Here is a 21,225-nt window from a genome sequence, read left to right on the forward strand (position 1 = left end):
ACAAGCCAGGTTTCGTGCACTACATATCTGCACGTGTTGCACGTATTTGGGCAATCAGGCTGGAATCAAGCCCGCTTCCCGGTAGCTCAAGACCAAGTCATCGAACAGGTCGATGTCTGCCCGCGTGCGGGCAATCAGTTGCGCGCCTGCAATAGCGGTGTAGATCGCGCGTGCCCGGCGCTCGAAGTCCTGGACATCACCGTTGGCGCCTTCTGCCAGGACCTGCGCCAGCCACCTGACGTTGACGTCGGCGAACGCCTTGACCTCCTTGGAAACCGGGTCAGGCAGGTCTTCGTATTCGGCCGCCATGAAGCTGGACATGCAAAGCCTATTACCGTCCATCAGCGACTTGCGGAAGATCGATGGGTAGAGCTGTAGGCGTGTAGCCAAGTCGGGATTGGCGCCCCGTATTTCCTCGAGCGCTGCCAATGCATCCTGCCAGTAGCGCTCTGCCACCGCCGCCCCGAGGTCTGCCTTGCTGGGGAAGTGGTAGTAGATGCTGGCGTTCTTGATGCCGACCTGCTCGGCAATGCTGCGGAAGTTGATACCGCTGTAACCGTGTAATTGAGCGGCCGATTTCGCCGCCGCCAAGATGGCCTCTCGAGCATTTTCGCTCATGTTCTAGCCCCCGCTGGTGCCTGTTCGTGTCGGGCGATAGTACTACGGCAGGGCTTACCTGCCAATTGACAGGTAGGGGTTGACAACAGCGAAACTCGGGATCAATCTTTGCCTACCAACTGACAGACAGGTGACCGCCATGGCTACTTCACACAACGATGTTTCCCCATTGAAAATCTATGACTGGTTCGATGGCCCCTACCCAGCCCGCGTGCGCATTGCGCTGGCTGAAAAAGGGCTGCTGCCCAAGGTCGAGTTCATCTCGGTGAACCTCTGGACCGGCGAACACAAGGAACCTGAGTTCCTGGCCATCAACTACTCGGGCACGCTTCCGGTGTTGGAGCTGGAGGATGGAACCTTGATCGCAGAGTGCACGGCGATCACCCAATACCTGGATCTTCTGGACGGCACCCCGACCCTGACGGGCGAAACCCCGGTCGAAAAGGGCCTGATCCACATGATGACCAAGCGCGCCGAGATCGAATTCCTCGATGCCGTCAGCGTCTACTTCCACCACGCCACCCCGGGCCTCGGGCCTAAGGTCGAGCTCTACCAGAACCCCGAGTGGGGTGGAAAAATGGGCGAGAAGGCGACCCGCGGCATGCGCTACTTCGACAACCTGCTCAAGCACCAGCCCTTCGTCGCTGGTGACAAGTTCTCGATGGCCGACATCGCGGTGTTGGGCGGCATGATCTTCGCCTCGTTGGTGAAGCTGCCCGTCCCTGAAGAGCTGGTTGCGCTGCGCGCATGGCATGAGAAGGTCCAAGCACGGCCGAGCGTTCAGGCCTGGCGCGCCATGGTTGCGCAAGGGGCTCCAAAGAGCTGATACCAGCTGAAGACGCTGGCAGGCCAACACTTGCTGCAACAACGCAAAACCCCCGTCGAGACGGGGGTTTTGCGTTTATTCAGGAAGTTCATGCGATCATGCGCGTTTCCCCAACTGCGGGTCACGCAAGGCGGTAAGCAGGACGATGTTTGAAATCACCAGCTATGTCGGCCTGTTCCTGGCGGCGTTCGCAGCGGCAACGCTGTTGCCCATGCAGTCAGAGGCCGCGCTTGTCGCGATGCTCCTTTCGGAGCACTACGTCCCGGTCGTGCTCTTGGCGGTCGCTACTTTCGGTAATGTACTTGGCTCGCTCGCCAACTGGGGCCTGGGGCTCGGGGTCGAGCGCTTCAAGCACAAACGCTGGTTTCCGGTCAGCGAGGTGAAGCTCGAGAAAGCCCAGGCCACTTATCAACGGTATGGCTATTGGTCGCTGCTGCTGAGCTGGGTGCCCATCATCGGCGACCCCATCACACTGGTCGCCGGGGTGATGCGCGAACCGTTCTGGCGCTTCCTGCTCCTGGTTACCCTGGCCAAAGGCGGTCGATACCTGGTGCTGATGCTCCTCGTGCACGGAGCAATCGCATGAGCCACGCCTCAGTGGAAAGGACATGCCAGCCAGACCCCGAACAAATGGAAGTTGCGACTCAATACGTCGGCAGTGGCCCTGCCAGCCGCTCCCTTCTGGTACGCTCCGGTCTACGCTTTGATCGTGAAACGGAATTTCTCCATGACGACTGATCGCTTGAACCTTCTTCAATTTGAGCACCTGAGCCTTTCAGATGCTGCAATCGAACAATTCGAACTCTCCCTCGAAGCACTGCGCGCCGAGGGCTTGCAGGATCGCTACGAGCAGCCGCTTGGCCTGTACCTCGCCGATATCGCCGACGCTGAAGATGTCCAGCAACTGCTGGCGGCGAAAAACCTCGGGCTGGGCCTTGTGCATGGCCTGCTCTTGGCCAAGGCGGTCAGCCCTGCAACTGCGGAAAAACTGCGCCAGCTCTTCAGTGAAGCCGCTGAACGAGCAATTCCAAAAAGCGATTGATGCTTGCCGCTGGCAGATTCAGACTCGCCAGTGCGTTTGAGAAGTTAAAAAAAGGGAGCCACTAAGGCTCCCTTTCTTATCTCACGGCTCTTTTTATTTGCGACCACCCAGTTGGGGGCTTACAACATAGTTTGACACAGCGCCCCTCAAAAACACTCGGCCCGCTGGTTGGAGCCAGTGCGCCGCGCGCCATCATAGATTGACACAGCTTCTGACCTTCATCGAATACAGGCATCACAATCTAACAACATAGTTTGACACAGGTTATGTCCAGCCCCGCTTTTTGAAAGTCCGCGATAAAGGGCGACAAAGGTAGGAGAAGCAACTGTCCATTTTCTGAAGCGTTCTGCCAAACGGACGTCAGGTAACTGCTCTGCATGGTACTGCGAGCTGAGCATCTCATTAGCAAAACAACAGCACTGCTCGATCAGCGCCGCGATCACGGCTCGGCGCTTACTCGCCTGACTCAATAGCCTCGGGTAAGGTGTCGTAGAAAGCTTTGGCATAGCTATCTTTGAGATCGAGCGCACCCTGGTAGATACCCAATGTTGTGGCTCCTCGGCCGCGGACAACATCGGTTGAGCGAGTCTGTTTGGCTCATCGTCACCGCGCTGGGACCTCGACGAAGCCAGCGTTGATCAAGTCAGTGCGCACTGCGCCCAAGCAACTGTTAGGGACGGCTAGCCAAAAGAGGTTTTTCGCTCTCGTCAGTGCCACGTAGCCGATCCGGCCTTCTTCCGTAGCAGTGCCGTCCAGCAATGCGATGATATTGGCCTTAGTAGCGACGTAGAGCACGGCGCCAATGGATTCGCCCTTCACCTGGTGAACGGTTTCAACTCTTAAACCATGGCTTTCAGCTTTAGCACCATTTAGCGCGACGTCCTCCAGGCGCTTCTTGGCCATCATGTTTCCGAAGGTAGCGACCGTGGTCAGACCGAACCTTTGGTCAATTTGGGCAAGCAACGTGCGCAAATTTGCGACGAGCTTCGGATGCCACTCTACCTTGGCTTGCAGTGACGAGGACGGTAGTCCGTTATCCGCATTGCGTGTAAATGCCCACAGCAATCTCCTGAGCTTCAGCATCCAGCCATCTTGAGGCGAACCCTGCAGAGCCGAACCGAGCCCAGGTGGTGCATCTTCAATAAGGCTCACTACCGCGCTACACACCAGGCGGTAAGCATCCTGATAACGATGCAACTGATCCCGGGCCAACGATGCTTCTGCAAATAGCTTCACGACTCCTTGTCCTGGTGCCGCTGACTTACCCGCAAGCTTGGCGGCGCGTTCAGTTCCCCTACTGAGAATGACTGCGTCTGTCGCCTCAATGCCCAATTCGCCGATGCAACCTTTGAAGGTGCTTAACAGCTTAGGAATTTCGGCGTCCTTGTACCCTACGAAAAATGCGCCACCTTGGCCGGCTTGCCTGTCCGGCTCATCGTGACGGCCGCAGAGGCGGTTGGCTATATCGATGATGGGTGGGAGGGAGCGGTAGTTACGGGTAAGTCTGTAGTCTTTCACTCCCTCGCGATCGGCATAGTTTTTCAAAAAAATGCCATCAGCCCCGGCGAAGGCGAAGATGCCTTGGTTAACGTCACCGATCAGGGAAACCTGCACGCCCGCCTTGATGAGCAACTCCAGTGTCACTTTGTGCATCGTACCCAGATCTTGTGACTCGTCGACCAGTACGTGTGGATACCGGGTAGCCAATGCCCTCAGAATCGCGGGTTGATTAAGCAACGTTCGAATAACCCAGTAGCGTCCCAGGTCATGGGTATAGGCGCCGGTGCGCCCCAGCTTTTCAATGAGGTCTATAGCCTTTCCGCGATCAAGCTGTTCCGTCGCCCCATGGGTGTCGATGAAGAACATTGATTTTCCATTCGCTAGACCCACCTGTACATCTTTGATCGGGATTGGGCGCTCTGTTTTACTTTTCCAGTACTGGAAGCTGTTCAAGAAGGGCTCAGAACCCGAAACGAGATAAGCGGTTTGCTTGGCTCCCATGGTACGGTAGGCATGGGGGCGCAGGACATGCTGGGTGAAGAAGCCATCCAGCGTGTCTACCTCGACACGCTTACGATTGGCGTCGTCTGGCAGGCCAGATGCAAGCTCGGCGTATCCTTTGTTGAAGGTATTGACGGCGACATTAGAGAATGACAGGAGCACGACCCGGCCTCGGTGGTCGGCCAATTGTTCCCGAATGGCGATCAGCCGCCTAATAGCCGTGGCTGTTTTACCACTGCCGGCGCAAGCCGTGACGGCCATTGGCTGCAATGGGGCGCTGATGACCGCTTTCTGCTCATCGGACAACTTCATGGCATCGCCGCTCCTTGGCAAACGTGTCTGATCGCTTTCTCGAGGTACTCTGGTACCTTGCAGCCCGGCGTTGAAGCAATCTGTTCGGCAAGCGCCTGGCCGAATCGGCCCTTCTGCACATTACTGCTGGTGTCTTTGCGCTCGAACATCCCGCAGAACAGTGCCTTCGCTTTGGCAGTATTGTCAGGTGCTGCATTTACGATTTTTCGAAGCGCCCCCGAGATCCTTGGATGAAGCTCGGCCAATGCTTTCAGCATGGCATCCCGGTTTTCCGCCAGTAGTGCCAGGTCGTATTCAAGGGTCTTCACCCCGTGGTACACCTTCACAAACTGATCTTCGGACTCCTTCATCTTCAGCGTGTTGCTGGATATCCGGACAACATCGCCGAGCCCGGGATAGACCGCCCTTAGCTTCTTCTTTGCCTTCACCTCTTTCTTCGGCTCTGCACCCTCGTCCGCTAGCTCTTCAGCTTCACCCTCCTTTTCCACATATGCTTCATCTAGGTAGGCTGCTTCCGCGAGCAGCTCTTCCAAGATCTCCTCGTCAGGCCGCTCAGCTTCAGCAGGTTCAGGAACATCCTCTTCGTCGAACGGATCAGCATCGGTGATAACCGAAATAGGGATGCGCAACCCTTTCTCTCCGAACAGCGGCAGGAAAGAGTCGAAGTTCAGCCCCTCGACACTGATGAGACTGATGCCAAACTCCCGCAAATCGAAGCCAAGAGTCTTCGCAAGCGCGTCGACCAGCATGAGCTCCGCCGCGCCCTCCACGAAGATGACGCGGCGGGCGAAAAACAGCTCCGCTCTGGTCACATCCAGGTAGCGTTCGAGTTTCTCCCGCTTACCTTTCGCGAACTGGACATCACGTGGAAAGAACGTCTCCACGCCGGCGTCGTTCTCGACCAGACACACTAGGGACTCGAGCTTTGAGTTACTGGCAAAATTTGGCGAGTGACTGGTGACGAACAATTGCACCGGCTTTTCACCTTCGTTGGTCGGAATGCCGGCCAGATAGCTCAGGAGAACGCGCTGCAGTTGTGGATGTAGGTGGGCCTCTGGCTCCTCCACGATCAAGCTTCGGTACGCTGCATCAGGATTTTTAGCCAGCTCGCTGAGCACCACTGCCATGAAAATCAGATTGTTGAAGCCTAGGCCGTTTTGCTCGATTTCCATGGACTCAGCAGTCAAGGAGAGGCGGGCAGAGAGGCGTTGAAAGTCAGTTGCGCTGAGTCCGACGGCCAGCATCTGTGCCAGCTGCTCCCCCATCATGGAGGCGTGGCGTGTAGAGATTGCCGAATGGGTGCTTTTGATCGCCTCGTTCTGCTGCAACTCATCATCGAGGTCTTTCAACGCAGTGTTGATCGCCTCTCGACCATCCTCATCGGTGAGAAGGTGAAGCAGGCGAGCCAGTTGGCTGTTACGGCTTGGACGCAGTCCTTGGGCGGCATCACGTAGTGGCTGGAGGTAGACGCCGCGTAGGTTCTCCATCATGTCCGAAGTGAGCGGGATGTCCTGGTGATCGCCACACCACCGTTTTACTCGGAAGCGGCCGGTTTTGTCGGCATCGGTGTACCTGACGTGGATGTGGGCATTCATGGCGCCGTCGGCCGCGGGCTGGAGGGCCGCGATAAAGTCGGCCTCATCGTCGTGACTCAGATCTTTGAAGACGAAATGGAAGCTGATATCGCCTTCAGGTTCGCCTTCGGCGGGCCGATGACGGTCGGCGATATCCAGACGTGGGTACGGCTCCTCATGCCCGGCCAGGAGGGTGCGAAGTGCATCCACTACGGCGCTTTTTCCCACGTTGTTTGGGCCGACGAGAACATTCAGCCCAGGCTGGAATTTCAGCTTGGCGTCATGCAGCTTGCGGAAGTTTTTTATGGTGAGTTCGGCCAGGTACATGAGGGTCTCCATCCTTGATTTGCGGATGGAACCCTATTCTGGCGGATCGACGCAATAGCGCCGATAGATGAGAAGCAGCGGCAGGTAAGGAAGTCCAGAATCGCCTTAGTTTCGTAGACTCCTCCGGCCCTCGTAATGAGGCGCAAAGATTGGCGAATTGCTGCATGAGCTAAGGTGCAGGCTCCGCTACAGGAGGGCTAAGCTGCCGTAGAATGAGCTATGAATGCTAGACTCCTGGCGGGGTCTAGCATTCATAGGTTTGCACCACCCTAGCCCTGGCCAGTCAAGACTCGACCCTCAGCTGGCCAAGGGCTTTCATTTTTGATGGGCATCCAGGTGGGTGGATGTGCACTCGATGCCCGTGACTCTTCTCCTAGCGATCCGCATACGGCCTCCTTCGTGATGTTTCACTTTGGTGTTGCGCCACCACAGCCCTAGCCAGTCAAGACTCGACCCTCAGTCGGTCTAGGGCTTTCATTTTAGGGGCACCGAGGAGGGTGGAAGCTCTCGATGCCGCGTACTCTCCTAAGCATTTGCTTTTGCCCTCGCAGTCCGTTTCGTTTTGGTCGATGGGGCAGGTGGCGGCGGAGGCGTGGGCACGTTTGCTTGTTTAGCTGCCTCAGCGTCTGCTGCCGCCTTTGCGGCCAGAGCATCCCAGTAAGCGCGAACCGCTTCTATATCGCCGTAGGCACCGATCTCAGGCAGCCGCTCGATGAATCGGCCATACAGGCCGTCCTGGACCTTTCCGTTATTGCGCATCCACTCGACCGCAGCGTTGGGGTTGGTGAGCATCACGTAGTGAAAATCTCCCGAAGCACCTGGCTTGGTGGTGATGAACCTCAGCTCCCGAAGTGTCTTCATCCGGCGACGCCAAGTGTCCACTGCCCGCTCTCCGAGAAATCCCGCTTCGGCAGCAAAGGTGCTGGGGTTCTCAATAGTGATGACCGGATGATCGGGCATGCGCGCCCATAGACAGAACAGCACGTGGCCGGCAGGCTGTCCCTTGGACTGTGCGTCGATGATCTGCATGGCAATAGGCAATGTCCGTGGGATCGTGCTGAAGCCGTCGTGAGTTTTGCGAGTCCATTGCCATGCTTCGGGGATATCGGGAAAGTGAACCTGCATGAGTTGTTGAGCACGTTCCGCCATCGTTAAGCGACGTTTTGCTGACTGTTTTGCGTTGGCCATTTCGCAGCCCTTATCCGTTTTTGTTGAGCCCAGTTTCCTGGCATATGCCCAAGCTGGCAAACCGTCATTACACGCTCATATCACGCATTTCTATGCACGTGAATGAACGACTCAGGCCACTCAGATTCATGATTTAGCCTAGTTCAGGTATGGGAATTGCGTGATATCGCGCATAAAAATCTTAAAAAACTTAGAAATTTCAAATCCTTATGTAGGTTCTTCGGTGCTCGCCGTGCTCGATGTACTCAGCGTGCTCGGTGTGCTCGCCGTGCTGCCGGGTGTTAGGTGTGGGAAGAGGGGATTGGCGGGAGGGATTAGGCCTACTTTTTTGAGCCTAAAGGTTCCGCGAAGATTGAGAAATGAGGGATTGCTTTGGTAGCAGCCACCATTCCTAGTCCGGAATGAACCCCTGACCCTTGCCGCAGCCTTCTATACTGGACTGGGTTGATTCAGTGAAATGGACAGAGCATGAAGCGAACCATAGAGGGCATGGCAAATGCTGGCGAATCGTTGCTGCGCGAGGCTCTTGAAGCGATAAGGGCGCACAGAACGGCTCAAGACGAAGGGGCATCTCCAGAGATGGTAGAGCGTCTTAGATTGCTGGCGGATTCCCTCTATGACGCGGTAGTGAACTTCCAGTTGCTGGAAGCCGGCAAGCTGCCCTACACGGTTAACTGATAAGGGGAGCGCAAATGCCCAGGCCCTCCAAGATTTTGCCGCCCGATCACCCAGCCTACACCGAAGCGGTTGAAGCAATGCGTCGGTATCACGAAGCGCTGAATGCATGCGTGCCTGCGGTGGAAGTGGAAAGGCTACGTCTAATTGCTGAGGGTTTGTTCCAAGCTGTAACGGACTACCAGATGAAAGCGTTCGGCATGGGCTTTGGAAGCACTCACTGATCGTCGCTGCTGGAAGATGATCCATCACACCGAATAGCGTCTTTCAGCCAAAAGCAGACTTTCGCGCAACCGGCTGCTGCAGTGTGGGCTGAGGCATGTGCCGCCTCGCAATAGGTTCACCCGCCTCACGGAGCGAGGAGTCTGGATTCCTGGCTTGGTGCTGCTCATACTGCAGCCCAGAGGAATGCGTAGGCGCGGTCGATGAAAACAGTTCTAGGGATGGTGCTGATAGTAGCGCTGGTCGCGGCGATCTTCATGGCGCTTGGCCTTGCCGAAAAAAACTACATGTTAGGCTTCGGACTGCTTCTGGCCGTACTCTCAGGCCTAGTCACCATCGTCTTGGCGGTCACGGCAAAGATCCGAGCTCTACGCACGATCTTTTTGCCCACGCCTGCGCCCGTTGAGAACAAGTCGTTCTCCTTTAGCAACACCACGGCAATGCAGAATTTCCGCAGTGATGATTCCCGTGAATTGGCTTCGCTACGTCAGGACCTACGCGCGCTACAGCAGAAGCATGAAAGCACAGCATCTGAGGTAAATGTGCTGAAAACGCATATGCGGCTGTGCTTCGATAACATTCGCTATCATGAGGAAATCACACTGCCCTACGCGCTGGCAGGCCAGGTCGGCATAGTGATCGTCGCGACAATGCTGACCCTCGTTGGCACGGCGTTATGTGCGTACCCTGACTCCGCCTACATGCTAGCAAAGGCCATCGATGCTCTGTTCGTTGCGGGCTGGCAGCACGTTGGTCACTGGTATGCGCGCTGAGCAGCGCGGCCTTGCATAGGAGGTAAGACATCAGTGTCTCTGATCGACGATGTTGACGCTTTACAGGCTATCTACGTGAACCGCGCGACGGGGCTTGGGAACAACGACGACGAGCGTGACTATCCCCTTTACCGTCAGAGCATCTTGGACAACCCACGTGCGGCGTCGCTTGCTCCTGCGTGGGTGAAGCGGTACCGGAACCTAGATCAGTTCTGGGGCTTCATAAAGCCAAAATTTGGGTCGTACGCGGAACGTAGAAGCTTCATTTGGGACGAGTTCAGAGCACTTGCCGATTACGCAGAGTCCGGCGATGTGCATCCTGCTGATGCAGTAGTGTCTGAAGCGGTGAACCGCCTCGATGCCGACCACGTACGTACTGCCTGGACAAAAGCGATTGAACGCCGTGCCTCAGATCCTGAGGGAGCAATCACCATGGCGCGGACGCTTCTTGAGTCTGTTTGCAAGCATATCCTTGAGGATGCCGGCGATAGCGAGCACGAGACAAATCCTGATCTCAACAAGCTCTACAAGAAAACAGCCACTCTGCTCAATCTGACGAAGGCACAGCATGAGGAGGTAGTTTTCAAGCAAATTCTGGGAGGCTGCACTGCCGTTGTATAGGGGCTGGGTTCGTTGAGAAATCGCCTAAGTGATGCTCACGGAAAGGGTAAAGCTGGTGCGAAGCCAGCACCTCGGCACGCCGAACTGGCCGTAAACCTAGCGGGCTCGATGGCGATGTTTCTGCTTGCAACCTGGGAGTCTCGATCAGGTCAAGAGCAGGGTTGAGAATCTCCTCAAGTCCTTGTCAGTGCTGGCTGCAGCAGCTGTAACTCTCAAGTGCGCTGCCTCGGCCGAGCTGGGGCAAAGTTTGGTCCTTGGCTATAGGATCGACCCAGCTGCATCCGGTTCTGCCGTAGAGCCGTAAGCGTCCGGGGAACTCACCTTCCGAACTTCAGCCTTACCCGCTGAGTACCCTCGCTTTTAAACGGCTGAGTGGTAAGGCTGCCGGTGTTGCCCGTAAGGATCGCGCCATTGCGGTGAGGGGCATAGGGCCAGTTGAAATCGACGAGTGGGCGAGTGGGTACCGTTAGGTTGTATGCCATTGTTTCGCTCGACACGTATGGGGTGAGATCCATCACTCCATTCAGCCGGTAGTTGGGGTTCTCGATCACAGTGCTGAACGCAAAGGCGAGCGGATAAGTCTTGAAAGCCGATATCTGCATCGGCTCGTAGCCAGCCCCAAACACCGTATGGAATAAGTCTTTCAGCATGCCCTGGCGGGATGAAGGGTAGAGCCACATGTGGAATTGCAGGCTGGAATGAAGATTACCTCGGCCCAGCACGAACCGTCGCAGGTGCCGGATCATGAGTGATCTTGGTTCTGGGTTGTCACTCAGCGCGATCAGATGACCAGCAACGGCGCGGGCGACTTTATTGAGGTGTACTCCATGCAGGTAAATATGCCCCATAACAGGGTATCTCGCTGATTCCAACGGTTTCGACGCTGCTCTGTAGGCATCAATTAACGCGGGATCGAGCTCGGCCCCTAGCACCCTGTTATTGCAGTCTGAACAAAGCGTCGATTTCGTTACGCCGTTTTGCGCCAAGAAGGTGCCCTGGCGGCCTCGGAAGTTCGGGTCAACCTGCTGTGCGATCCTCGTCACCTGGCGCTGACCGGGAGATACGAGGCCCTTGGGGAATAGGTGATCCTTGGTCATCTTGCCCCGCCTTAGGCAAAGATTGCATCGCCGAGGCAGCACAAGGTTTGGAGTTGGTGCCACTAATGTCATCTCAGGCCCTGCACGCTTCGCATCATTCAGCTTTTCTCCTCACCCAGAAGGCTTTTGATTCTACCTCAAGCGTGTTACGGGTAGAGAGATCGGGAGACCGCGCCACGGGCTGTCAGCGAGCGCTGCCAGGACCCAGGCAAGCCTCGATCATTTCTGCGACGTCAAGCAAACGCTCGCGCAAAGCGGGAAGCCAGACCACTGCCACGGACGAGTTCCGCTGTGCCAATTCAAGCACTGCCTGAAGCGCATGGTCTGAATGCCGCATCAATTCAACCAAGTGAAGGCCGCTGGGACCATGGCTGCCCGCCAGCCAGTGCTTAGCGGTACGCTCACTGGCATCGGTCCAATGGCGCAGCGTCTTAATTGCTCTATGTGACGTGCCTAATTCGGTGCATAGGGCAGCGGCTACGGCGCTGGCGTAGATTTCTGCATTGATTGGAAATGAATTGCCCATTTTCGCGATCATTTTTCTGTGTCTCCTCTTTATATTCGTTTGTGGAGTATCTGACGAAGACCGGTAGGCGTGGTGCGGTCTACGGCTTGGCATGGGTGTAGACCACAAGCTGCTGAGGGGGCATCGATCAACAAATGAGACGAGCACAGCTATCCCTGGCAGAGGGCAGCAATAGAGCCGCCGCTTACGTCCGCATGTCGACGGAACACCAGCAGTACTCCACTGAGAATCAGCTGGATGCGATTCGCGTTTATGCAGCAGCGCATGAGCTGGAGATTATCCGGGTGTACACCGATGCGGGGAAAAGTGGCTTGAGCCTAAATGGTCGGGAAGCTCTTCAGCAGCTACTTCGAGACGTTGAGGCGGATCAGTCCGAGTTCTCTGTAGTTCTGGTCTATGACGTAAGTCGCTGGGGGCGCTTTCAGGACCCTGATGTGAGCGCCAGCTACGAAGTTCGATGTCGGCAGGCGGGTGTCAGGGTAGAATACTGTGCCGAACAGTTCGTTAACGATGGCTCACCGGTCTCCAGCATCATCAAGAGCGTTAAGCGCATGATGGCCGGTGAGTACAGCCGTGAGCTGTCCGTCAAGGTGTTTGCGGGGCAGTCGCGCCTGGTCGAGTTGGGCTACCGACAAGGAGGTCCAGCTGGCTATGGATTGCGTCGTCAACTTATCGATCAGACTGGGCAGCCTAAAGCAATCTTGGGTCGGGGAGAGTACAAAAGCCTTCAGACGGATCGGGTGATCCTCACGCCAGGTCCTGAGTCCGAGCAACAGGTCGTTCAAGACATTTACCAGGCCTTTGTCAGGGAAGGTCGAACAGAAGCTGAGATTGCAACGCAGCTGAATCGGCGTGGCCTACTAACAGACTTCCAGCGGCCGTGGACACGGGGCGTAGTGCATCAGGTCCTGATCAACGAAAAGTACATCGGTAACAACGTCTGGAATCGCACGTCTGGCAAGCTGAAACAGCCTCGTACACCTAATCCAGTTGATCAGTTCGTGCGGGCCGACGGTGCCTTCTCCTCATTGGTCGACCACGCCTTGTTTCTCGCGGCGAAGGCCATCATCCGTGCGCGGTCACAGCACTGGACTGATGAGCAAATGCTAGCCACGCTGAAGCAACTATTTGCGGAGCGAGGTTGTCTATCTGGTTTGATCATTGATGAGCAAGAGGATTGCCCCTCCAGCAGTTGTTATAGCCAGCGCTTTGGTAGTTTGCTACGCAGCTACAGCTTGATTGGTTATTCACCCGCACGAGACTACAGCTTTCTGGAGGCCAATCGCCGACTGCGAGAGCTGTATCCGCAGATCTTGGTCGACACGCAGGAGCGCATTCGTCTTGTCGGTGGACGCATCTCGGTCGACCCTCAGACCCAATTGGTTTGGGTTAATGATGAGTTCTCGATCTCGGTGGTGTTGTGCCGCTGCCAATGCTCAGAGTCGCCGCGCAGACGTTGGCAGCTACGCTTCGACTTCGGTTTATTACCGGACCTGACGGTCGCTGTTCGCATGCTCCCCGGTGAGCAGGAAGTGCTTGATTACTACCTCTTTCCCATGATCGATTTGGCGGCACCTCACCTGCGTCTGGGAGATACTAATCCACGCGAACTGGAACTTTACCGGTTCGACAGCTTGGATATCCTGGCGGCCCTGAGTCGACGTATCCCCCTGGGGAGCGCTGCGTAATGGCCACATCGGGAGAGCATCTTGCACTTCATGTGGCTCAGGTAGCGCCTATTGCGCAGATCCCGCTCACGGATATTCGCGTGCTCAACCCGCGTAGTCGCAATCAACAAGTGTTTGCACGCCTGGTGGAAAACATTGCGAGTTTGGGGTTGAAACGACCGATCACTGTGACCCGTAACGGCTCGAGTTTCGATTTGATCTGTGGGCAGGGGCGCTTCGAAGCTTTCAAGGTCCTGGGGGAGTCGGTCATTCCGGCGGTCGTGGTGACTGCGGCTGAGGCGGACCGCTATCTCATCAGCTTGGTAGAGAATCTGGCGCGACGCAAGCACTCGAACCGCGACTTGCTGATGGCGATCAACGTACTGCACGAGCGTGGTTACTCCATTAGACAGATTGCCCAGAAAACCTGTTTGGACCGTGCCTATGTCGGCGGCATTCTGATCTTGTTGCGGCAAGGAGAGGAGCGCTTGATCGCTGCCGTCGAGAAGGGCTGGCTACCGATTAAAGTCGCGATCCATGTGGCACGGTCTGACGATGCCCAGGTCCAGGCCGTCATGGTCGAGACCTATGAAAGTGGGCTGTTGAAAGGGGATGAACTCATCAAGGTGCGGCGTCTGATCGACCGTCGACGGGTTCTAGGGAAAGATTATGGTAAGCATCAGGGAGGCGAGCGCATGACCACTCCCCGCCAGTTGCTGACCGCCTATCAGACTGAGGTGCGCCGTCAGCGCCTGATGGTGAAGAAGGCCGACATCAGTGAGCAACGATTGCTCTTCGTCGTTACCGCATTGCGTCGGTTACTGGCCGATGATTTTTTTTGCTCAATCTTACGCAGCGAAGGCATTGATGACATGCCGCAGGTATTGGCTGAGCGTATTCGGGGGGACGCATGACTGTAGTCAAGCGTGCCTTTGAACCTGATCTGATTACCGTCCGCCTACCGCTGATCTTGCCCTCTCGCCAAGTCACCCACGATATGCTGACCTCCGCCAAGTATGCGGCGATCTTAGCTTCCATCCGTGAGCTGGGGGTGGTTGAACCGCTTGCGGTGCATCCCGAGCCGGTTTACGGGGCGGGAGAGGAGCCCCGTTACCTGTTGCTGGATGGTCATTTGCGGCTAGCTGCGCTCGCACAGTTGGGAGCAAAAGACGCGTTGTGCCTGTTGGCGACAGATGACGAAGGCTTCACCTACAACCGGCAGATCAACCGACTTACCCCAGTTCAAGAGCACAAGATGATTCTGGAGGCCATTCGCAAAGGAACGACCGCCGAGCGGATTGCCGAAGTCTTGAGCGTCGACGTTGGACGCATCCGCGAGCGCCAGCATTTGCTGCGGGGGATAGCGCCGGAAGTCGCTGAGATGCTGAAAACGCGAATGGTCAGTCACGCAGTTTTTCGCGTGCTGCGCAAGATGAAGCCTATGCGCCAGATCGAATTAGTCGAGATGATGATGTCGGCTAACTGTTTTACTGGCCGCTATGCCGAAATGGTCTTGGCCGCAACGCGTCCTGAACAGCTGGTTGAGGCAAAGAAAGTCAGTGAGGGCGTGACTGCTGAAGACATTGCACGTATGGAGCGGGAAATGGAAAAGCTCTACCACGACTACCGGTTGGTTGAAGACACCCTTGGCGAAACCATGTTGGTACTCGTGGTTGCCAAGGGCTATGTGTCTCGTATGCTGCGCAATCAGACTATCGCATCTTACTTGGAGCGTTTCGAGCCTGACCTGGTGCGCGAACTGGCGGGGGTTGTGGAGGCGGTTACCGCCGATGCTCGTAGTCTGGAGCGTGAATAGACCTCTACCGGCTGCGCTGAGTGGGAGGTCATCATTCGTTTTTGGGACAGATCGTCAGTTCTATGTTGGTGAGGGCATGTGCTCTGGTTGAAATCGCGGCTTCGTCCCACGTAGAGGTCGCAATCAGTGGGACATTGGGACCAAGGCTGGCATTGGCATCAGTTTTTCGGGTTTCGCCGCGAAATCGAAGTGTTGCGCCGTCCTATTGACGCTGAGGTTCAGTCGCGTCAAGTTGCGTAGCATTGGGATGCTCTCATGCCGTTCACGAATCAGGAGCTGCCAGGGCGTCAATGTGCCGCAAGAGCGCACCATCACTTCCTCTTGGATGCGTCTGAAAGCCGCGTCGTTTATGGGTGCGACAGTTTTAATTCTCTAGAGCATCGGGCCGAAACAGCTGTTTGGCCAGGTGCGACAGTTTTGCCCTTTACAAACATGTCGCTGGAGCCCGCGAGTTTCGGGTTCCGGTGCGACAGTTTTAATTCTCAAAATCCAACTGTAATTCTGCACATTAAAAACGGTTTTCAAACATTAAAAACTGTCTCAGAGGGGGCCGCGCCTGGCCCCGTCTCTTCAGAAGGCCTTCCTCTTTGCCCTTCCTTTACGTAAACATCCTCGGCGCCCTCAATGCCATTGACCATACAGCCCGATGAATCGCTCGCGTCGTACGTGCGGCGTACGGGTTGCAGGCCCCGCACAGCATTTCATCAGTAGTAGCAGCAAGTCGCGGCGGACGTCTCGATGTCCGCTACGGGTCGAAAGCAGTAACCCACGACCGGCAGCTTCGACCCATAGGGCCATCCGTAAGTGCAGCTAATGCCCGTCGGCTTTCAAAACTTCCGACTCAATCCCTCTACATATTGGGTCATCAGCTTCTCGGCCAATGGCCCGAGTAGAGATCTTTACCAAAGCCAGGGCGATTCAGTCAGGTGGCTGTAGCCGTCTTCATAGCTCTGCGGCCACCATAGTTGAAATGAAGAGACCGCGCAGACGCCTGACGTGGACCGGCCGTTTGGAGCTCGAAATGCTAAGCGAATGCGATTGAATCAGCCATTGTTCCAAAAAAGCCGAATAGTGAATTCGAGTCGTCCCGTGTAGTCGGCCGTCGAACGCTGAGGTAACTTTTTTCCACGTAAGTTACTTCATTTACATTCAGAAAATTCTACGACTTGGCGACGAGCATTTCGGTCAACCTGGCCAACTTTTCCAAGACGATTCGCATGGTCGAAAAACTGAAAGTCCTTGAATCATAACTTTCTCCTTCAAACTTACAACTTGAGAACTTATGAAACTCTATTACTCCCCTGGCTCCTGCGGGCTTTCCCCGGCTATCGTGTTGCGCGAGGCATCTCTCGACTTCGATTTAGTCAAGGTAGACTTCGCCACGAAAACTACGGTCGAGGGTAATTATCTTGAAGTGAACCCAAAAGGCTTCATTCCGACCCTGGTTCTCGATGACGGTCACTTCATCACCGAGGGTGCAGTCATCCTGCAATGGATCGCCGATCAGAACCCAGGCCTCAAGCTGCTGCCATCATTCGGCACACAAGAGCGCTATCGCGCGCTGGAATGGCTCAACGTTATCGCGACCGACCTGGCCAAAGGCATGTCGACCATGTTCCAGCCATTTTTCGACGACGATGCGAAAAGTCGTTATGCCGAGGGATATCTCAAAGGTCGGTTTGGGTTCGTCGAAGCGCATCTGTCGATCAACGATTACGTGCTCGGCGGCGAATTTTCCGCACCTGACGCCTATCTCTACAACGTGCTGAGCTGGCCACCTCGTGCGGGTATCGACATGTCCGTATACCCAGCCATCGAACGATTCATGCAGCGTATGGAACTACGGCCCAGCGTCCGGGCAGCACGCGCAGCAGAGGGCCTTCCTTCGCGCTGACCCGTGATCAGATCGCACGTCGCCAGCCAGGATCAAGGGCTGGCGGCGGCGATCATTCATTCGGAGTTCAATGCCCCCGAGCGGCGCCGAACCAAACGAAGCAGAGATGCGAGTGCAATGAGTTCGCCAGCCAGCGGCGCCCCTAATCCCTATCAAAGAGCGCCGAGATTCATTATTTACAGGAGTCCAAGATGATCGCTGAAAAATGCAATGAGTTGTCGGTCCAAGTCTTGCCCGTCCTCGATGACAACTATATTTTCCTGATAGAGGATATGCGGACCGGCGCGTTGGCTGTGGTAGATCCTACCGAGGCAAGTCCGGTATTGGAAATGCTGGATGGAAGGCGTGTGGATCTGATCCTCAATACTCACCATCACTGGGATCACGTTTCGGGCAACACTGAGATCAAGCGCAAGGCTGGAGCGCGGGTCATCGGTCCGGCGGCCGAGGCGGATGATATCCCTGGCCTCGATCAGGGGGTGGTCGGAGGCGACACGATAGCGTTTGCCGGGCATATCGTCAGGGTGATCGACGTTCCAGGCAATACGATCGGGCATATCGCCTTCTGGTTCAAGGAAGCCGGACTGCTCTTCTCTGGAGACACGATCTTTCATCTTGGCTGCGGACGAGTCCAGGAGGCGACACCGGCTCAGATGTGGACCTCGATCGACAAATTAAGGTCGCTGCCGCCGGAAACGCTCATTTATTCCTCACACGAGTACGCTGCCAAGAATGCCCGCTTCGCGCTCACTATCGACCCGGACAACGCCGATCTGCTGAAGCAGATCAAGCTGATAAAGGAAAAGCGGAATGCGGGAATGCCGACTGTTCCATCGACACTAGCAACGGAGCTCGCGGCCAATCCGTTTCTGCGCGTCGATCAAGACTCCATACGTCAACGCTTGGATTGCAAGGAGAGCGCGAATTGGGAGGTCTTCGCCCAACTGCGCCGTATGAAGGATGCTTTCCAATAGCTGAAAAATGAGCGAAAAAGCGGCTACCGCCTGAGGGATTCAATGCAGATCGGGATGCGCGGCGAAGAGCTGCGTAACCCACTCGACGAATACGCGAAGCTTGGCTGAAAGATGCCGATTCTGCGGATACACCACGTAGATAGGCAGGGGATCGTTGGTCCATTCCTCAAGGACAGGTATCAACCGCGAATCAAGAATCATGGGGGTCATCAAAATTTCCGCCATCTGCACGATACCCAGGCCTGCCACACCCGCAACGGTATAGGCAGAGCTATCGTTGAGGGCTACAGGGCTAGAAAGCGTGACCTGAATGCGCTCACTCTCACGGGCGAAATACCAATCGAATATCTGCCCGGTACGTGCGGAGAAGTAGTTGATGCACTGGTGTTGCGTCAGCTCGCTGGGGTGTAAAGGGCGGCCATGGCGCTCCAGGTAGGCAGGCGATGCGCAGGTACGATAGCGCACAGTCCCGATTCGTCGGGCAATCAACCGCGAGTCGGCCAACTGGCGTCCGCCACGGATGGCGCAATCCACGCCTTCCTCGACCAGGTCCACGGGCCGGTCGCCGCAGCCGATTTCTAGCTGGATTTCGGGGTACATGGCCAAAAATGCCGGTAGGGCCGGAACGATCACTTCGCTGGCCAGCCAGGTGGCCACATCGATGCGCAGACGACCTGTCGGATTGAGGCGGTTGTGTGCCAATGCGTCCTCGGCATCCCGTATCTGCGAGAGAACCCGTATGCAGCGCTCATAGTAGTCAGCGCCTTCGGCGGTCACGCTGACATGCCGCGTAGTCCTGTTCAGAAGTTTTGCTGACAGCGTCCTTTCTAAGGCCTGTACCAGCGTGCTCACTGTTGCCTTGGGCAGTCTCATGTTTTCCGCTGCACGTGTGAACCCGCCAGCATCCACCACCTGCACGAATACCTCCATCGCTTGAAGCTTGTTCATTTACCTTCCTCGGAGCTTGCATGATTTGGGGCGATTGCGATGGGGGCGCCTCGCAACTTGGGTCTCGTCGGCTAACTGCCATCAACCGAAAGCCGTCATTCGAGATTGGCAGCTTTTGGGTCGAGAGCATCTCATCATGCAAGATGTCCTCATCCACGAGGGTGGTAATAAGTGACCATAAAGGCTCTTTCGGCCATGTAAGAAGCTACACTTCCAGGTGAGAAAGGGAGCAACATATGAAAAGAACCTTGTCGGGGATGATTGAGGCCGGCGAACCGCTGATGCAGGACGCACTTGTCGCGCTTCGCACTTACCACGAGGCCGAAGTTTCTGGCGAGACTCCTGAACAGTTCGAGCGGCTGCGTGTTCTTGCAGAGTCGGCCTTTCAAGTCGTTACCGACTATCAGCTCTATGCGCTAGGACATCAACCGCTTATTCGTCAGTAGCGGGCAAGGCCTGTACCGGGGACCACACGAATGCGCTTCGGCCACTTGAACAGCGCGGGCTTAACTGCCATAGAGTGAAAGCCATCATTCAGGATTGGCTGCGTTGGTCGGATAGCGACTGTCATACCACAACCGTCGCTGTAGTCTTTCAGACCTCTGTCTGCTCCGCCATCTCCAATGCGTCATCGACTTCAATACCTAGGTATCGCACTGTGCTTTCAAGCTTCGTATGGCCGAGTAGGAGCTGAACTGCTCTCAAGTTCTTTGTCCTGCGATAGATCAGGGATGCCTTCGTACGTCTCATGGTGTGGGTACCGTACATCGCTGGATCAAGGCCAATTTCTTTTACCCACGCTTTGACGATCCGGGCGTATTGTCGGGTGGAAAGATGCATTGAGGCGTGTAGCCGACTAGGAAAAAGGCAATCCTCGTTATGGAGCTGGGCTTGATTTATCCAGGCTTCTAGGGCCAGCCGCGTCTGTTCTGTAATCTCAAACTGCACAGACCGTTGGGTTTTCTGCTGCATCACTATTGCCCGCGATGACACGTGCTCCCCATGAGCAACGTCGCGGACGCGCAGCTTGGTCAAATCGCAAGCTCGTAGCTTACTGTCGATTGCCAGATCGAAAAGAGCTAAATCACGTGTCTCCTCCGCGATTTGGAGCCTTACCCGAATGGCCCAGATATCTTTCAGTCGGAGCGGGGCTTTCAGAGGACCGGTTTTTTCCGTGATCTTTTTTGGCGTCGCCTGCGGGAGGGTGGTTGAGGCTGAGGAGGTAGCGTTGCGCGGCCGTAGTTTCAAAACAGAAAACGATCTCAAACGGCATGTCACGAATGGATTCGGCTCGGGTGCTGGGGCTAGCTACGTACCATGGCTTCGGGTCCAAGATGTATCGTCCAGGGGGCGGTCCCACAAGATCCCAGGGGTCAAGGTTGACCGCCTTCACCATCTATTTTCGGACCTTGAACGGGCATACCTTCTGCTGTGGGAATTCTCCGAGTCGGTTGTGGACATCATGCGGATCGCCACGATGAACTCGTGCAGTTCGTTGCCGTCCCGCTCCTGGTAGTCGAACTGGTTGATGAACGTCGAATACGAGTCCCCAAGATCGTTTTCCTGAAGCCACTTCTCGTATCGAGCGGCTACCTCCAGAGCCTTCAACCGAAACTCTTCATCCTGCCGCTGTTGCTCCAGCTCTGTCCGGTGTGAGCGGATGATCTACTGCTCTTTCGGGCTCAGCTCACCGAATTCATGGGCCATGTCGACCCCTTTCTCCGTTGGATTGGTCGGCCTGCTGCTCTTCTGCCTCAGCCTCAGCCTCAGCCTCAGCGTCCTCGACCAGCTTGGTGACCCCGCCGATCAGTTCGGCCACCGGCGGGCTGACCCCGCACAGGTCGTAGGTGCTCAGTTCTCGCTGCGACTGGCCCTCCCATGGCGCAGGGCTTCGACACGGCCATCAATGGCTACACGACCGCGATTGAATTCTATCTCGATCTCAGGCTGAAGGGACGCCCTCTAGCGCAGGCGACCTGGACAAACTATACGGAATCGTTCTCGTGGCCAAGCAAGATCGACTAGGATGACGCGAAATCGAATGGACTCAAGCGACGCTATGACTAAAAACCTTTCGCTAGCAAGGCCCGACAATAGCCAGCTCCCGCTCAAATCATTGGCCAC

At 56.0% G+C, this 21,225-nt stretch carries 22 protein-coding genes; 14 read left to right on the plus strand and 8 right to left on the minus strand.

All coding sequences use genetic code 11. From position 1 onward, the window contains the following. Nucleotides 1-54: 54 nt before the first annotated feature. Entirely contained in the window at nt 55-618 is a 564-nt protein-coding gene (locus tag ACQKPE_RS04465; RefSeq protein ID WP_427663561.1) for a TetR/AcrR family transcriptional regulator, read from the minus strand. Nucleotides 619-757: 139 nt separating this feature from the next. Here ACQKPE_RS04465 and ACQKPE_RS04470 point away from each other — a divergent pair, with 139 nt between their 5' ends. From ACQKPE_RS04470 to ACQKPE_RS04480, 3 genes are all read left to right on the plus strand, one after another. Further along, a complete protein-coding gene (locus ACQKPE_RS04470) occupies nt 758-1,444 on the plus strand; it encodes a glutathione S-transferase (protein WP_427663562.1) in 687 nt (228 codons plus the stop codon). 145 nt (nt 1,445-1,589) lie between these two features. Next, complete coding sequence (locus ACQKPE_RS04475; RefSeq protein WP_427663564.1) at nt 1,590-2,030, plus strand: YqaA family protein; 441 nt, start codon at nt 1,590-1,592, stop codon at nt 2,028-2,030. A 141-nt stretch (nt 2,031-2,171) separates the two neighbouring features. Further along, nucleotides 2,172-2,486, plus strand: coding sequence for a hypothetical protein (locus tag ACQKPE_RS04480; RefSeq protein ID WP_427663566.1), 315 nt, complete (start codon nt 2,172-2,174; stop codon nt 2,484-2,486). A 603-nt stretch (nt 2,487-3,089) separates the two neighbouring features. On the opposite strand, the gene ACQKPE_RS04485 is transcribed toward ACQKPE_RS04480, so the two are convergent. The 3 genes from ACQKPE_RS04485 to ACQKPE_RS04495 form a co-directional block, all read right to left on the minus strand. Then, entirely contained in the window at nt 3,090-4,799 is a 1,710-nt protein-coding gene (locus ACQKPE_RS04485; RefSeq protein WP_427663568.1) for a UvrD-helicase domain-containing protein, read from the minus strand. Further along, nucleotides 4,796-6,700, minus strand: coding sequence for an ATP-dependent nuclease (locus ACQKPE_RS04490; RefSeq protein WP_427663570.1), 1,905 nt, complete (start codon nt 6,698-6,700; stop codon nt 4,796-4,798). Before ACQKPE_RS04490 ends, ACQKPE_RS04485 begins: the two co-directional genes overlap by 4 nt. Before the next feature lie 525 nt (nt 6,701-7,225). Then, the gene (locus ACQKPE_RS04495; RefSeq protein ID WP_427663572.1) at nt 7,226-7,888 is read right to left on the minus strand and encodes a hypothetical protein; all 663 of its coding nucleotides are present in this window, start codon (nt 7,886-7,888) and stop codon (nt 7,226-7,228) included. A gap of 468 nt (nt 7,889-8,356) precedes the next feature. Here ACQKPE_RS04495 and ACQKPE_RS04500 point away from each other — a divergent pair, with 468 nt between their 5' ends. The 5 genes from ACQKPE_RS04500 (at nt 8,357) to ACQKPE_RS04520 (ending at nt 10,344) form a co-directional block, all read left to right on the plus strand. Then, nucleotides 8,357-8,566, plus strand: coding sequence for a hypothetical protein (locus ACQKPE_RS04500; protein ID WP_427663574.1), 210 nt, complete (start codon nt 8,357-8,359; stop codon nt 8,564-8,566). 14 nt (nt 8,567-8,580) lie between these two features. Beyond that, nucleotides 8,581-8,787, plus strand: a complete 207-nt coding sequence (locus ACQKPE_RS04505) for a hypothetical protein (protein ID WP_427663576.1) — start codon at nt 8,581-8,583, stop codon at nt 8,785-8,787. A gap of 201 nt (nt 8,788-8,988) precedes the next feature. Continuing rightward, nucleotides 8,989-9,558: a hypothetical protein gene (locus tag ACQKPE_RS04510; RefSeq protein ID WP_427663577.1), complete on the plus strand. Its 570-nt coding sequence runs from the start codon at nt 8,989-8,991 to the stop codon at nt 9,556-9,558. Between the two features lie 33 nt (nt 9,559-9,591). Beyond that, complete coding sequence (locus tag ACQKPE_RS04515) at nt 9,592-10,179, plus strand: abortive infection family protein (RefSeq protein WP_427663579.1); 588 nt, start codon at nt 9,592-9,594, stop codon at nt 10,177-10,179. Between the two features lie 12 nt (nt 10,180-10,191). Further along, nucleotides 10,192-10,344: an abortive infection family protein gene (locus ACQKPE_RS04520; RefSeq protein ID WP_427663581.1), complete on the plus strand. Its 153-nt coding sequence runs from the start codon at nt 10,192-10,194 to the stop codon at nt 10,342-10,344. Nucleotides 10,345-10,496: 152 nt separating this feature from the next. Here the strand turns inward: ACQKPE_RS04520 and ACQKPE_RS04525 are convergent, their stop codons facing one another. Together ACQKPE_RS04525 and ACQKPE_RS04530 are read right to left on the minus strand one after the other, a co-directional pair. Then, entirely contained in the window at nt 10,497-11,276 is a 780-nt protein-coding gene (locus tag ACQKPE_RS04525; protein ID WP_427663583.1) for a hypothetical protein, read from the minus strand. Nucleotides 11,277-11,460: 184 nt separating this feature from the next. After that, entirely contained in the window at nt 11,461-11,814 is a 354-nt protein-coding gene (locus ACQKPE_RS04530) for a hypothetical protein (protein ID WP_427663585.1), read from the minus strand. 122 nt (nt 11,815-11,936) lie between these two features. Here ACQKPE_RS04530 and ACQKPE_RS04535 point away from each other — a divergent pair, with 122 nt between their 5' ends. The 5 genes from ACQKPE_RS04535 to gloB all read left to right on the plus strand — a co-directional run bounded on the left by ACQKPE_RS04535 (nt 11,937) and on the right by gloB (nt 18,153). Next, complete coding sequence (locus ACQKPE_RS04535) at nt 11,937-13,490, plus strand: recombinase family protein (RefSeq protein ID WP_427663587.1); 1,554 nt, start codon at nt 11,937-11,939, stop codon at nt 13,488-13,490. Further along, a complete protein-coding gene (locus tag ACQKPE_RS04540; RefSeq protein ID WP_427663589.1) occupies nt 13,490-14,383 on the plus strand; it encodes a ParB/RepB/Spo0J family partition protein in 894 nt (297 codons plus the stop codon). The genes ACQKPE_RS04535 and ACQKPE_RS04540 overlap by 1 nt, the downstream gene beginning before the upstream one ends. Beyond that, complete coding sequence (locus ACQKPE_RS04545) at nt 14,380-15,285, plus strand: plasmid partitioning protein RepB C-terminal domain-containing protein (protein WP_427663591.1); 906 nt, start codon at nt 14,380-14,382, stop codon at nt 15,283-15,285. The genes ACQKPE_RS04540 and ACQKPE_RS04545 overlap by 4 nt, the downstream gene beginning before the upstream one ends. 1,282 nt (nt 15,286-16,567) lie before the next feature. Continuing rightward, a complete protein-coding gene (gene gstA, locus ACQKPE_RS04550) occupies nt 16,568-17,179 on the plus strand; it encodes a glutathione transferase GstA (RefSeq protein WP_427663593.1) in 612 nt (203 codons plus the stop codon). Nucleotides 17,180-17,370: 191 nt separating this feature from the next. After that, a complete protein-coding gene (gene gloB, locus ACQKPE_RS04555) occupies nt 17,371-18,153 on the plus strand; it encodes a hydroxyacylglutathione hydrolase (RefSeq protein WP_427663595.1) in 783 nt (260 codons plus the stop codon). 39 nt (nt 18,154-18,192) lie between these two features. Here the strand turns inward: gloB and ACQKPE_RS04560 are convergent, their stop codons facing one another. Further along, a complete protein-coding gene (locus ACQKPE_RS04560) occupies nt 18,193-19,101 on the minus strand; it encodes a LysR family transcriptional regulator (RefSeq protein WP_427663597.1) in 909 nt (302 codons plus the stop codon). A 236-nt stretch (nt 19,102-19,337) separates the two neighbouring features. Here ACQKPE_RS04560 and ACQKPE_RS04565 point away from each other — a divergent pair, with 236 nt between their 5' ends. Beyond that, the gene (locus ACQKPE_RS04565) at nt 19,338-19,547 is read left to right on the plus strand and encodes a hypothetical protein (RefSeq protein ID WP_427663599.1); all 210 of its coding nucleotides are present in this window, start codon (nt 19,338-19,340) and stop codon (nt 19,545-19,547) included. A gap of 148 nt (nt 19,548-19,695) precedes the next feature. Here the strand turns inward: ACQKPE_RS04565 and ACQKPE_RS04570 are convergent, their stop codons facing one another. Further along, the gene (locus ACQKPE_RS04570) at nt 19,696-20,259 is read right to left on the minus strand and encodes a tyrosine-type recombinase/integrase (protein ID WP_427663617.1); all 564 of its coding nucleotides are present in this window, start codon (nt 20,257-20,259) and stop codon (nt 19,696-19,698) included. Nucleotides 20,260-21,225: the final 966 nt, after the last annotated feature.

Source organism: Pseudomonas sp. NPDC089554, assembly GCF_050280645.1.
GTDB lineage: Bacteria > Pseudomonadota > Gammaproteobacteria > Pseudomonadales > Pseudomonadaceae > Aquipseudomonas.

What these genes read in the sequence shown, in the direction of transcription:
- ACQKPE_RS04560 (WP_427663597.1), bottom strand. Translation starts at nt 19,101, where the DNA reads ATGAACAAGCTTCAAGCGATGGAGGTATTCGTGCAGGTGGTGGATGCT.
- ACQKPE_RS04470 (WP_427663562.1), top strand. Translation starts at nt 758, where the DNA reads ATGGCTACTTCACACAACGATGTTTCCCCATTGAAAATCTATGACTGG.
- ACQKPE_RS04480 (WP_427663566.1), top strand. Translation starts at nt 2,172, where the DNA reads ATGACGACTGATCGCTTGAACCTTCTTCAATTTGAGCACCTGAGCCTT.
- ACQKPE_RS04525 (WP_427663583.1), bottom strand. Translation starts at nt 11,276, where the DNA reads ATGACCAAGGATCACCTATTCCCCAAGGGCCTCGTATCTCCCGGTCAG.
- ACQKPE_RS04505 (WP_427663576.1), top strand. Translation starts at nt 8,581, where the DNA reads ATGCCCAGGCCCTCCAAGATTTTGCCGCCCGATCACCCAGCCTACACC.
- ACQKPE_RS04500 (WP_427663574.1), top strand. Translation starts at nt 8,357, where the DNA reads ATGAAGCGAACCATAGAGGGCATGGCAAATGCTGGCGAATCGTTGCTG.
- gstA (WP_427663593.1), top strand. Translation starts at nt 16,568, where the DNA reads ATGAAACTCTATTACTCCCCTGGCTCCTGCGGGCTTTCCCCGGCTATC.
- ACQKPE_RS04475 (WP_427663564.1), top strand. Translation starts at nt 1,590, where the DNA reads ATGTTTGAAATCACCAGCTATGTCGGCCTGTTCCTGGCGGCGTTCGCA.
- ACQKPE_RS04540 (WP_427663589.1), top strand. Translation starts at nt 13,490, where the DNA reads ATGGCCACATCGGGAGAGCATCTTGCACTTCATGTGGCTCAGGTAGCG.
- ACQKPE_RS04485 (WP_427663568.1), bottom strand. Translation starts at nt 4,799, where the DNA reads ATGAAGTTGTCCGATGAGCAGAAAGCGGTCATCAGCGCCCCATTGCAG.
- ACQKPE_RS04535 (WP_427663587.1), top strand. Translation starts at nt 11,937, where the DNA reads ATGAGACGAGCACAGCTATCCCTGGCAGAGGGCAGCAATAGAGCCGCC.
- gloB (WP_427663595.1), top strand. Translation starts at nt 17,371, where the DNA reads ATGATCGCTGAAAAATGCAATGAGTTGTCGGTCCAAGTCTTGCCCGTC.
- ACQKPE_RS04510 (WP_427663577.1), top strand. Translation starts at nt 8,989, where the DNA reads ATGAAAACAGTTCTAGGGATGGTGCTGATAGTAGCGCTGGTCGCGGCG.
- ACQKPE_RS04490 (WP_427663570.1), bottom strand. Translation starts at nt 6,700, where the DNA reads ATGTACCTGGCCGAACTCACCATAAAAAACTTCCGCAAGCTGCATGAC.
- ACQKPE_RS04565 (WP_427663599.1), top strand. Translation starts at nt 19,338, where the DNA reads ATGAAAAGAACCTTGTCGGGGATGATTGAGGCCGGCGAACCGCTGATG.
- ACQKPE_RS04545 (WP_427663591.1), top strand. Translation starts at nt 14,380, where the DNA reads ATGACTGTAGTCAAGCGTGCCTTTGAACCTGATCTGATTACCGTCCGC.
- ACQKPE_RS04465 (WP_427663561.1), bottom strand. Translation starts at nt 618, where the DNA reads ATGAGCGAAAATGCTCGAGAGGCCATCTTGGCGGCGGCGAAATCGGCC.
- ACQKPE_RS04495 (WP_427663572.1), bottom strand. Translation starts at nt 7,888, where the DNA reads ATGGCCAACGCAAAACAGTCAGCAAAACGTCGCTTAACGATGGCGGAA.
- ACQKPE_RS04530 (WP_427663585.1), bottom strand. Translation starts at nt 11,814, where the DNA reads ATGATCGCGAAAATGGGCAATTCATTTCCAATCAATGCAGAAATCTAC.